Genomic DNA, 12219 nt, shown 5'->3' on the forward strand with positions numbered 1-12219 from the left:
TAGACCGGGATTTGATTTTAAATCACCCTAACCTTCCTTCAGTCTTGTCTTATGGTACTTTAGCTGCTTAAAAACTGTCCGGAGTATTGTATTAACGTGTTCAATAATAATTCGTTGGCTTGCCAGAGTACGGTTTTCCTGCCGTTGAACCTGAGATAAATTAGAGCTTTTGGGCTTTTTAGTAGGGATCTGACTATTGGCATGAAGTTTGGCAATTCCTTGATAACCCTTGTCACGCCAAAGCTTAATTGTAGTTGCTAGCCTGACTTTACTGCTCTTGAATAGTCACAAGGAATGCCTTCTGCCTTTACCACGAAGCTCTGCAGATAATTGCTCCCGTCTTTTGATTGACCACTAATTGCTACTTCAATGTATGATACTTCTTTTTGCCGGAAAACACTTGTCGTTGTTTTTTTTTGGACGCTCGACTGGGCTTTCGGTCACATCGACCACAACTACTTCTAAAACTGAGTCCGGTTGCAGCAGTGCTTTCTTTCCGGGTAAGCTAAACCGACCTGAACGAATGAATGTTTCCTCTACGTGTCTGACGATCCTGAACGCAGTGGATTCATTGATGTTCCAGCTTTGAGCAATGTGAAAGTAGGTACGGTACTCTCGCCAATATTGTAATGCCAGCAGTACCTGGTCTTCTAAGCTCAGTTTAGGCGGGCGACCGGGTTTGCGTTTCTGAAGTTGCTGTTGTTCGCTTTACTGACACCATTTCATCAAAAGTTGTAGACCCAACGCCACAGAATCGCTTGAAGGCTTCTGGCTTTAAACTTTGCACTTGTTCGTAAGTCATCAGTTTTTCCTCTCAATCACCTTACTATTGCCCGGCGTTGGGGACTTTTGCAAGAGGTTTTTTGTGGAACAGGCCCGAAAGCCTGTTCATGAAAATGGTGCAACATATGAGTTAACTCAACGGCAGGGCGATCGTAAATTCCGTCCCTTCACCCACAACAGAATCACAACTCAAACAGCCGCCGTGGGTTTCTACCACAATTTGGCGGCTGATAGACAACCCCAACCCCGTACCTTTCCCAACACCTTTGGTAGTGAATAAATGGTCAAAAATATGCGCTAAAATTTCTTTGGGAATTCCCCTGCCATTATCTCTAATCTTAATCACAACAGTTTGATTGTCATCATCCATCTCTGTTTTGATGGTAATGATATTAGGCGCCAGTCCAATCTCCGCAAAACTCCGAACTTTATTTGCTTCCTCAAAACAGTCGATCGCATTTGCCAAAATATTCATAAACACCTGATTCAACTGTCCCAAATAACACTTAACTTTCGGGATATTGCCATACTCCTTAACTACTTGAATCAGCGGACGGTCTTGATTTGCTTTCAATCGATGCTGTAAAATCATTAAAGTGCTATCAATTCCCTCATGGATATCTGCCGACACTTTTCGGGTGGTGTCCGCACGGGAGAACGTGCGGAGAGAAGTGCTAATATTGCGAATGCGATCGCACCCAACTTTCATCGACCCCAGCATTTTCGGTAAATCTTCTATAAGATACTCTAAATCGATATCCTCAGCATCCTGTGCGATTTTTGAGCTAGGATTAATCACTTCTTCCTGATATAACTTCAAGTGGCTAATTAAATCGCCCACAGCCGCATTAGCTTCGGTAATATTCCCCGAAATAAAACCGACTGGATTGTTAATTTCGTGAGCGACACCAGCAACCAGATTGCCCAGAGCAGACATTTTTTCACCTTGAATTAGCTGCAATTGTGCTTGTTGCAGTTCATTGAAAGATTTTTCTAACTGTTGAGATTTCTCTTGCTCGCGCGCGTACAAACCAGCATTTTCTACGGCAATAGCAACTTGAGCAATTAACACTTTGAAGACTTCTACTCTCTCTGCTGTAAAAGCTCCTACTGTCAAAGCATTTTCTAGATAAATTATACCCCGCCGCTGAGATTGATAAATAATCGGCAAACATAGAATTGATTTTGGTTGATATTTCTGAATGTAGGTATCCACCTTAAAAGGTTCGGCGACAGTCGCATTGTCTAAAACCAGATGCTTTTGGCTGCGGTGTACGTAATTAATCACAGACAGGGGAACATCTTGACGATTTTCTACGGGAATAGAGGGTAAAAGTGTCACTTTATCCTCCGCAAAACTGCCAGTAGCTTCTATGCAGAGGATATCGTTTTTCAGCAGCAGCAGCACAACTTTTTGAGCCGCCGCATTTTCTAAAATAATTTTGATTAATTTTGTCAACAATTTTTCTAGAACAATTTCACCGTTAATGGCTTGCGCCGACTTAATAAAAGTAGCTAAGTCTAAGAGCTCGCCTAAACTACTACTGGTAGTATTTCCAGTGGTAGTGCGGGTGACATCGAGGGTTGGGGTTTGAATTGTGCGCGTCTGTGCTGCTAAGAAAGGATGTGTTGATTCTAAGTGTTTAACTTTAGCTATGGCTCCCCAATGGATATATCCATAATAGGCTTTAGTCAGATATGCTTGAGAAACTATCTCTTTGCCCAAAGCTTGATAAAATTCTCCTGCTAATTCATAGGCTAATGCTTCCTCTTGAATGTAACCGTTTTTTGCGGCTCCATCAATTGCGCGATCGTACAATTCCATTGCTTGGGTATTTTGCCCTAAAACTCGCGCTTTTTCCGCAGCTACCAAGTCGTATTTGTGTTGATAATTCATGGGAGCATGAACTGCCCATTTTTTCATATTTTTTTGGTTTTGTCCAACTTTTTTCATGTTTTGCTTTTGTTCCCCTTTCTCAGCTTGGGGATACAAAGCGAGCAGACTGAGAGAAAAGTAAAAATTATTCAGAGCAACTACATAAAATCCGGCTACGGACTCCTCATATTTCTCAAATAACCTTGAATTTTCCAAGGCTTCCGCATAGTTTCTGAAAATAAAATTAAGCTGAGTTTTGGCATTATAAACCAAACTAACTAAAAAAAAGCTTTGAGATTCTATTAAAATGGGGAGGGTTTTGACTTCATTAAATCTTTCACCGACTAAATGACAGGGTTCGACAGCTTGACCGCGCAAATTGAGGGCTGTCTGCCTGCCTATACTTATATAATGTACAGCAAATTCTAGTTGAGATTGCTGCATTAGTTTCATATATTTACCAGTCTCCTGCTCCACCAAATCTAGAGGCTCTCCTATCGACAGTTTTTTGAAGCAATATTCAGTTATAGAATAACCAGCATATTCCAACTCTCCAGTTTCCATTCCAGTTTTAAAACCTTCTTTAAGATCGCCTAATCCGGACTTGACAGAGGCTTTCCAGTGGTTAATAAAGCAACCAAAGGGTGTATAAACTCTACTTTTGATTGAACGGGAGGGAAATTTGTCTAACATCCTAATTGCCAGTTGACCGAATTGATATGCCAAACTAATGTCCCCTACCTTGTACATAACTACGCCATAAAAAACGTAAGCAATACTTGCATAAGGCGAATTACCATATTTAATGCACAGCTTGACCATCCTAAATGCCAGCAGCGGTACCAGTTGGGGCTTGACCGCAACAGCACTGCTGAGAATCCCTGATAAAATCCGCATGGCTGCTTGTTTTTCGGGATCGATCATTTCTGGCAAGTTAGCTAAATCCTCAATTCGTTTCAATCCTAAGCTCAGTTTTGTATTAATCAGTCCCGCCACAATATTTAGTGGCTTGGGATTTTGAGGAAAAGAAATGCCTAACAGTTTCAGGACTTCCAGTCCTGTATAGAGTGCTTCTACAAGTTTATTCTGAGCGTTATAAGACTGAATTTGAAGTTGATAAACATTCACTTTTTCCAGTAAGGTTTTAGCTTTTTGCACTACAATATCAACTAGCTTTTTTGAACCTTCATAGTTGATGTTTAAGTATTCAGCTTCTGCTGTTGACTCGTAAATTGCTAATGTTAAGTCATACTGACTTTGCCAACAATCCGCTGGCAGTAATTCCATAGCCACCCGCAAATACCTAACAGCAGCTTCATAAGCACTCGCGGCTTTTGCCTTGCGTCCAGCAGTTAAATTTAATTTTGCTAACTGCATCTTTTCTGCTGGCTGGCTAATCGTGTCAATTGCGACATTCAATTGATTGACGAGATCGAAGATGTTTTCTTCTAGCTTGTCTGGTGGAGTATTCTGTAATAGTAATTGACCAATTTTTAAATGGGTGGATTGCTTTTGGTCTTCGGGAATTAGCGAATATGCGGCTTGCTGAACGCGATCGTGCAAAAATTTGTAACTAACCCGCGATGTGTCTAACTTGAGATTAATTGATTCGGCTCGATCGAAAACTAAAGGAATACGATAAGCATCGCTCAAGGGCAGAATTAACCCTGATTGCAAAGCTGAATAAAGTTCAGTAGCTGTAGTATTAGCTGACTTTTCGCTAACAAGTGACAGCACATCTAGAGCAAATTTATCTCCCACGCAAGCTGCTAGCTTCAAGGCTTCTTGCGTGGGTTCGGGCAGCTTTTCAATGCGAGAAGCTACCAGTTCCACCACACTTTTATCGGTAATTCCAATGGCTTGGATTTCATCGATACTCCAATACCAGCCACTTTGACTTCCCTCATTTGTAACGTGATTAAATTTAAATGTTAAAAGAGAGTCTTGATAAAGTGCTTGAAGTAATTGGGTCAAGAAAAAAGGATTGCCGCCCGTTTTATTCCAGATTAACTCGGCTAGATTTGTTACTTTTTCTGTGCAAGTGTTAAGTGTTTCAGTGACTAATTCAGTCACATTTTCTAAATCCAGCGGTTGCAGCACGATATTGTTGACAACCGTACCCGTCTTTTCAATCTCTTCTACAGTCTGAATTAAGGGGTGGGTCGGACTAACTTCATTGTCTCGATAGGCACCTATTAGCAACAAATATTCTTGGTCAGGGTCAGTTATCAGTATTTGCATCAACTTTAATGTTGCTGAATCTGCCCACTGCAAATCGTCTAAAAAGATAACTAGGGGGTGTTCTTTTTGGGCGAAAACGCGAATAAATTCTTTGAATACCCGATTGAATCGATTTTGGGATTCTACGGGCGCGAGTTCTGGGACTTCTGGCTGTTTGCCGATGATTAATTCAACTTTGGGAATTACATCGGCAATTACTTGGCCGTCTGTTCCCAGTGCTGTTAAAATTTTAGTGCGCCATATTTCTAATGAAAGTGCACTTTCTGTTAGCAATTGCCGCAGCAAGGAGTTAAATGCTTGGATTAATGAGGCATAAGGAATGTTGCGTTTTAATTGATCGAATTTGCCGCTAATGAAGTAACCTTTTGACCGGGTAATGGGTTTGCTAACTTCGTTGACTACGGCTGATTTACCGATGCCTGAGTAGCCTGATACTAGCATTAATTCGCTGCTTCCTGATGGAGGCGGGTTTTGTTCTAAGGTTGCTGGTTTTCCTAACAAGTTGTTAGCTAAACCCGCTCTTACACGTTCAAATGCTGCTAGCAATTCATTAACCTGATTTTCCCGACCGTACAATTTTTGAGGGATTAACAATTGGCTGAGAATATCTAAGCGTCCGGGCATGAAGTCGGCAATTTGTCCGGTGGTTTCTAACTGATGCAAACAATTTTCTAAGTCTGCTAACAATCCGGCCGCACTTTGATATCTATCTTCGGCATTTTTTGCCATCAATTTCATTACTATCTCAGAGATGGCGACAGGTATTTCTGAATTGATTTGATGGGGATATATTGGTTGAACTGCGATGTGGCTATAAACTATTTCTAAGGGGTCGCTGCTGGGGAAAGGCAATTTTCCTGTCAGCATTTCATATAATGTGATGCCAAGGGAATAAAAGTCTGTGCGGTAGTCAAGGGTGCGGTTCATTCTCCCGGTTTGTTCGGGTGACATATAGGCTAAGGTTCCTTCGACGGAGTTGGGATTATTAAATTGTGGGTTTTCTTTGTTCAGTTTTGTGGCAATGCCGAAGTCGGTGATTTTTACTTGTTTTGTTTGCGAGTTAATTATGATGTTGCTGGGTTTGATGTCTTTGTGAATAATGTGCTGAAAATGCAGGTATTGTAAGGCTTTGACTATTTGAATGAGGATGTTTAAATTTGCTTGCAGGCTCAACGTCTCTCTTTCCAGCAGTTTTGCGAGGGATTCCCCGCCAAAGTCTTCTAACACGATTCCTAATCGGTGGTCAAATGTTTCGAGACTGATGGCTTTGACGATTTGTTCGCTGTCTAAATTTTGGCGGATTTGATATTCGTGTTTGAGCCTGGTAATGGCTTCGAGTGTTGGATATTCGGCTTTGAGGACTTTCAGAATTGCTGCTGGCCCGTCTGTCGGTGTTTGTCCGCGATAGATTATTGTTTCGACGCCTTCGTGCAGAGTAATATTGATTTGGTATTTGGAGAATTTCAACATAACTTGAATTATTAATTACAGGAGCTAATTTTCATTAGATTAACACTACTTTATCTTGATTTGCTGTGATTCAGATCGTGTAATTTTCGCTCCCAAATCACACCGAAGATACACTAAGTGACAACGCGGCAGTGTTCGCGGGTGTCAACAAAAATCTTAAATGTAATATCGGTCTTGTGAGTCCAGAATGATTTCGCTCCGGCTTTTTTAAGGGGATTGGAGCGATCGCACTACGTTTAAAATAGGAGGGGATGGGAGCGATCGCACTCCGCCTTAAACAGGCAATTGAGCGGGTTTTCAATCGGTAACAACCGTAACTTCACAGATAGTAGAAAGTGATTCTGGTTCCGGCAAAATACGCACGCGGGCAAATTTCAAACCGTTGACTCCTTGTTGTGATTCTACCATGCCAGTCTGAATTTTTTGTTCTACCCAACCTTCGCGAGACAAGTAGCGCAAGTATTGTTGGTACTCTTCCCATTCGTCTTCGGTTGAATAAACTACCGTTAACATTCCCGGCTGGGTAATCCGCTCTTGTGCGTCTTTGTCAACGGCTTTTTCGATCCGCTTTTTCACGAGTTCGTAGCGGATGTCGCGAGTGCCTTTTACGTCAAACATTTTTTCGGTGTTTTCGTTGTGAAAAATGTCGATCGTGGTATTCTGCACTAAGACTAAATGTGTGAGTTCCATGTTAATTTGAGACTCGGCTTGCAAGCGAAAAACTGCGCGGGCACAGTCGCAAATTGCTCGCAGTTGTTCGTACCGCAAACTGTGCAGGTGAAACGGGCTGAATTTGGGGTCGATCGATTTTCCTGCATAAATCATGTGATCGATGCCGTCGGTGCATTCGATGTCACAGTAGTGGGGGAGAATTTGCTGCATTTTTTCTTGCCAGCGGGCCCAGATTTCTTGGAGTTTGGTGCTGATTAGGTTTAGCATTTGGTCGTAGCGGGTACGATCGCTGTAAACGCAGTTGTGTTCGTTTTCACAGGCTGCTCGGTAAGCTTCAACTGCTGCCTGAACCCTGGGGGCACACTGCACAAAATAGTCAAAATATACTTCTAAACGGTTGTTTAAATATTCGGTTGCTCGCACCTCCATATCGACTGTTACTTTTTGTTTTAAATGCTGGATGTAGTCGAGCAAATCGAGCCGCAGTTGCTCGCCGAGGTGGGTAGTTTGTGTTTCGCAAACGGCATCGGCTACGACTAAACCTAAGCGGAATTGTTCGAGCAAATCAGTTTGAATGGCTCGGTTTCTTTCGTCGCTAGAACCGCGAATGTCCGAAATTCCGTACAGCGGATAAACGTCAGCAAATACGATTGTATCTGGGGGCAGTCCCCAACTTCGCCTTTCTGCTTCTTGGGCGAACCGCCACTCTACTGCGGGGTGGATGTTGTGAATGTGGGTAAACCGCTCTTGGATGGCTTGCCGCAGGGCTGCAATGAAGGCGGGAATGAGTTCTTGGGCGTGTTGAGCGTCAATGCCGTTGAAGTGGTTGGGCCGATCGCACAACAGCCCCACGACACCCAAAATCCGCTGCCCGCACCCCTCGCGGGTGACGGATTTGACTACCAGGGGCACGAGCAACATCGATCGAGTCCCCCTTTTCCGCAAAGTTCGATCGCACTCGGTTTCGCAGTCCCTGCGCAAGTCTGGCACGTTCCAAACTTGATTTGCTGCTGTGGCCTTCAAAAAGTGAGAAGCTTCTAGCGAGTGCATTGAATAAAGAATCGGCTGCAAATGTTGGCCGTCTTTTGCAATTAATAGCTGTACCTGATCGCCGTCGGGCCGCAGCAGCAAAGTGCCGTCAGCATTGAAGAGCGATCGCAAACACCGATCGATTTTCTCAAATTTGTCTGGCCCGAGCATCGAATCTCGATCGATCAATAACTGAGTCAGCCGCCGAATTTGCTCCTGCACCGTGACATCAAAACCTTCTAGCAGCAGCAAACCTTCTACGCGGTAATTATCCAAATGCAATCGATCGGCTAAATTTTCTAGTTGATTCGGCTGCATCAACCAAGCTTCCCGTTCCGCAACAGGCATTAATCTTAAAGAAATATCCGCAAATTCATCTATTTTTGAGTCAATTCGAGTAATTTTTAACTGTTCCGAACCCAGCCAAAACTCAATAAATCTGGGTTCTCGGCGTTTGGGGTTTTTTACACTCGCCGTGACGGGTTCGTCTAGCACCCGCAAACCGTCGATGTCAACTTGATAATATTGCTTAAATACCCAGTGCAAAAGGTGGCTGCGGTACAATTGTTCTGCTGTTTTGCCACCCCAATCCTCGAACAGTTCCAGCAGAGTGATGTCAGTTTCTGCAAACCAACCGTTGGTAGATTGAGTTGCCAAGGACGTTCCCTCCCAACCCGCCAAGCGACAAAATGCCGCGTTAGCATAACGCAGGGCAAAAGTTCCCGGTTCCATTACTGCGATTAAAACGCGGCGGTCGCCGAGAAATTGAAACAGTCGCTTTAAATCTTGTTTCCACGTTTTCAAGCGTTCAATTTCAGCAGATTGGCTGGGTACTTGACCCGCCAAAGCTTCCAGTAGCTGTTCTATACTTGGTTCGCTCGGCAGATTGTTACTGTCTTGCTCTGTTGGGGTGATATCTGTCGCTGGCAGTGATTTTACGGAGTTGCTGTTGTTTTGATGGGCAGACGATTTAGGAGTAGACATGAGTAAAACACCTGAAAGCAGTGGATTTTGCCAAAAAAAGTCAGCGATCGGCGATTATGGCTTTGTAAAGAGCTTAGATCCTGTTTGTAAAGTTTGTGTGTGGGTATGGAAAACTGGGTGTTTTCTCGGACGATGGGCCCCAGGGGCTTTGACTTTTATCCACAAACAACCTCTCAGCCTCGACGTTATAGGTGATATTAACGTGTTTACCGCCTGGGGGGTAACACCCATTATAAGCGGTAGATAGTAGCGGATAGTGTCAGCAACTAATGCTATTTGACTCAGAGGTGAGATATATAGCAGCTTTGGGTTGAATGAGGCACAGCCCTGGTAATTGGTAATTGATAATTGGTAATTGATAATTGGTAATTGGTAATTGGCAAGCAGGTGACAAGTCACTAATCTAGTAAATAAAAATTGGCAAACAATCCAAATAAACTTGCTATTTCGCAATGCAAGAATTAAAATATATAATACAGCTAACAGCATTTATGAAAGGACATAGTTATGGCTTTAACGACTAACAATCTCATCGGGGATTTGACTGGATTTCCTGTATTTGCGGGCGGGGGACCGCGTTTTTTGGGATTCGCTACATCCGATGAGATTGACGTAGAGGATGGAAATTTGTCGTCTTTTCCCTGGGGAGTTTGGGGACTCGACGGCAACGATACCATAGGAGGTTCGTCGGATTCCAACGAACGGCTGTTAGGAAATAACGGCAATGATGTTATCGGCGGTGGCGGCGGAAATGACATAATTTACGGCGGGAAAGATAACGATCGCCTGGATGGAAATGATGGCAACGACGTAGTTAGGGGCGACGCCGGAAATGACATTATCTTTGGAGGTTTCGGAAACGATATCCTGCGGGGAGGGCAAGGAGACGACGATTTAGACGGCAATGAAGGCAACGATTTTTTAGCGGGCGATCGGGGAGTTGACGTGCTCACGGGGCGAGCCGGTGCTGACATATTTGTGCTCAGAAGCAACGAAGGATTTGGAGTCAATGGAGCCGATATCATTACAGATTTTAGGTTTGACGATGGCGATCGCATCGGTTTGACTGACGGTTTAACAGAAATAGACCTTTTCTTTGAAAACGACAATCTAATCGCTTACGAAAACGACGGATTTGTAAATGATATGGTGATTCGCAATCGAAGAGACGGACTGATTTTGGGAGTAGTTTTAAATGTGGATAACTTTGAACTTGTCGGTGCTTTTGAACAGGCAAGTCCATTTGCTTTGGCAATTAATGGTTCTCAATTCCAGTTTTTGGCTTAGTTATTAGTAGGGAATTAGAGGGGCGATATACCTAGTCCCGGGTAGGGACACGGCAGTGCCGTGTCCCTACATATCGCCGAAAATCTATCTCTAAGCAACCGTACTTTGCAGAATTGATATTAAAACAGTTATCCCTTTAGATATTCATTTACATTCCCGCACGCAGAAACCGAGTTTGATGGGGAAAATACTGAGTCGAAGCCTTAGCTGGAGCTATAGTTTTTGTTTGGAAAAATGCCTATAAAGATCGGAAAAAAAGCTTTGAAAGTGTTTCTGGAGGCAGTGTGAGGTTGTTAACCTAGAACCTCTACAACTAAAGTAGGGCATAGTAATGCTGGCAATGGCGGAAATATACGAAATGTACGCAATGTCAGGTATAATGAATTGCGTAAACTCCAGCTTCTCCCTAATCTATGGATATTGCCGAAATTTTAACACTGGCAGATGAGCTAATTTTTGCTAAGACGGGAAAGCATTTAGATTACGTGCAAGAAGCTATTCTGCGGGGAACTTTACAAGACGCAACTTACACGCAAATTGCTCAAGAAGTTTACTCAAGTCCAAGTCATGTTAGAAATGTCGGATCGCAACTTTGGAAAATACTTTCTAAAGAATTAGGAAAAAATATTACTAAAGCAAATTTTAGGACTGTATTAGAAAAGGGTAAAATTTATAATTATCAATCAGCAATTGTTGAAAATATAACAGGCGAGAGTATAACAGTTAATAATAAGCTTAACATTTGTCGTGAAAAAGCCCGATCGCCCAAAACACCTCAAAACCCCGAACCAACAGCAAAACAGCCCCGCATCGACTTAGACGACGCACCCGAAATCTCGACATTTTTCGATCGCACATCCGAACTTTCTACCCTCAGACAATGGATTTTGGAAAACCGCACCCGTCTCATCAGCATCTTAGGATTAAGCGGAAGCGGCAAAAGTGCGATCGCACTCCAACTAATCCAACACATTCAATATGAATTTGACTGTATTATCTGGCGAAGCCTCCGCAACGCCCCACCCCTCCAAACCCTCCAAACCGACATAATTAAATTCCTATCGGAGCAGCAAGAAACTGAATTACCATATTTAATCAACTATTTGCGTTCTTACCACTGTCTGATTGTACTCGATGACGTGCAAACAATCTTCAGCAGCCAACAACTAGCAGGAAACTATCAACCAGGATATGAAAATTACGGCACTTTCTTCAAAGAAATAGTAGAATCATGCCACAACAATTGCATAGTTTTGCTCAGTTGGAAAAACCCATAAAAATTGCAGAATTAGAAAGCCATCCGAAAAATTGTCAAACATGGAAACTCAATAGTTTAGGCGAACCAGCGCGAGAAATATTTATAGAAAAAGGTTTACTTGAATCAGAAAAATGGTCAGACTTGATCGAGCTTTACAAAGGCAATCCATTGTGGTTAAATACAGTAGCCGCTGCAATTAAAGACTTATTTAGTGGCAAAGTTGCAAAATTTTTATCCTATAATAGCCTAGTCTTAGGAGAGTTAGAATATTTATTGCACCAACATTTTCAGCGTTTGTCAGACACCGAAAAACAAGTACTGTCCTGGTTAGCAAATCAAATCGAAGAAGTTGAAATATCCAAAAAGCCAGCCCTTCTCGAATTATCCCGTTCAGAATTCTTAAAAGCCGTCGAATCATTGAGACTGAGGTCATTAATCGAAAAAGTCCAAAAAGGCGATCGCGCCATCTTCACAGTCCAACCAGCGATCGCAGAATACATAAAAACTCACATCTTATAGCAGTTTTAAGAACAGGCAAGATGCTTGTTCCACAACACATGAATAATTTGCTTGTGGGGTGGGCTTCTAGCCCGCCCTGAAAGGATTATTCAAAAATTAG

General features: G+C 42.8%; 8 protein-coding genes. 3 read left to right on the plus strand and 5 right to left on the minus strand.

What is annotated here, in order from left to right; all coding sequences use genetic code 11:
* Positions 1-27: 27 nt before the first annotated feature.
* The 5 genes from E5S67_RS34720 to E5S67_RS11645 all read right to left on the minus strand — a co-directional run bounded on the left by E5S67_RS34720 (position 28) and on the right by E5S67_RS11645 (position 9055).
* Positions 28-249 (minus strand): transposase family protein, encoded by a 222-nt coding sequence (locus E5S67_RS34720; protein ID WP_172187344.1) that lies wholly within the window; start codon positions 247-249, stop codon positions 28-30.
* A 117-nt stretch (positions 250-366) separates the two neighbouring features.
* Positions 367-660: a helix-turn-helix domain-containing protein gene (locus E5S67_RS34725; protein WP_172187346.1), complete on the minus strand. Its 294-nt coding sequence runs from the start codon at positions 658-660 to the stop codon at positions 367-369.
* A gap of 1 nt (position 661) precedes the next feature.
* Entirely contained in the window at positions 662-802 is a 141-nt protein-coding gene (locus tag E5S67_RS11635; protein ID WP_172187276.1) for a hypothetical protein, read from the minus strand.
* A 111-nt stretch (positions 803-913) separates the two neighbouring features.
* The gene (locus E5S67_RS11640) at positions 914-6370 is read right to left on the minus strand and encodes a trifunctional serine/threonine-protein kinase/ATP-binding protein/sensor histidine kinase (RefSeq protein WP_172187278.1); all 5457 of its coding nucleotides are present in this window, start codon (positions 6368-6370) and stop codon (positions 914-916) included.
* Positions 6371-6667: 297 nt separating this feature from the next.
* Positions 6668-9055, minus strand: a complete 2388-nt coding sequence (locus tag E5S67_RS11645; RefSeq protein WP_172187280.1) for a GAF domain-containing protein — start codon at positions 9053-9055, stop codon at positions 6668-6670.
* Between the two features lie 507 nt (positions 9056-9562).
* Between E5S67_RS11645 and E5S67_RS11650 the strand changes: the two genes are divergently transcribed.
* The 3 genes from E5S67_RS11650 (at position 9563) to E5S67_RS33330 (ending at position 12119) form a co-directional block, all read left to right on the plus strand.
* Entirely contained in the window at positions 9563-10342 is a 780-nt protein-coding gene (locus tag E5S67_RS11650) for a calcium-binding protein (RefSeq protein WP_172187282.1), read from the plus strand.
* Positions 10343-10755: 413 nt separating this feature from the next.
* Complete coding sequence (locus E5S67_RS33325; RefSeq protein ID WP_246276740.1) at positions 10756-11619, plus strand: helix-turn-helix domain-containing protein; 864 nt, start codon at positions 10756-10758, stop codon at positions 11617-11619.
* Complete coding sequence (locus tag E5S67_RS33330) at positions 11574-12119, plus strand: hypothetical protein (protein WP_246276741.1); 546 nt, start codon at positions 11574-11576, stop codon at positions 12117-12119. The genes E5S67_RS33325 and E5S67_RS33330 overlap by 46 nt, the downstream gene beginning before the upstream one ends.
* Positions 12120-12219 lie beyond the last annotated feature (100 nt).

It is taken from the genome of Microcoleus asticus IPMA8 (assembly GCF_013179805.1).
Lineage (GTDB): Bacteria > Cyanobacteriota > Cyanobacteriia > Cyanobacteriales > Microcoleaceae > Microcoleus > Microcoleus asticus.

Excerpts from the sequence above, each read along its gene's own strand:
- E5S67_RS11635 (WP_172187276.1), bottom strand. The coding sequence starts at position 802 with ATGACTTACGAACAAGTGCAAAGTTTAAAGCCAGAAGCCTTCAAGCGA.
- E5S67_RS11640 (WP_172187278.1), bottom strand. The coding sequence starts at position 6,370 with ATGTTGAAATTCTCCAAATACCAAATCAATATTACTCTGCACGAAGGC.
- E5S67_RS11645 (WP_172187280.1), bottom strand. The coding sequence starts at position 9,055 with ATGTCTACTCCTAAATCGTCTGCCCATCAAAACAACAGCAACTCCGTA.
- E5S67_RS11650 (WP_172187282.1), top strand. The coding sequence starts at position 9,563 with ATGGCTTTAACGACTAACAATCTCATCGGGGATTTGACTGGATTTCCT.
- E5S67_RS33325 (WP_246276740.1), top strand. The coding sequence starts at position 10,756 with ATGGATATTGCCGAAATTTTAACACTGGCAGATGAGCTAATTTTTGCT.
- E5S67_RS33330 (WP_246276741.1), top strand. The coding sequence starts at position 11,574 with ATGCCACAACAATTGCATAGTTTTGCTCAGTTGGAAAAACCCATAAAA.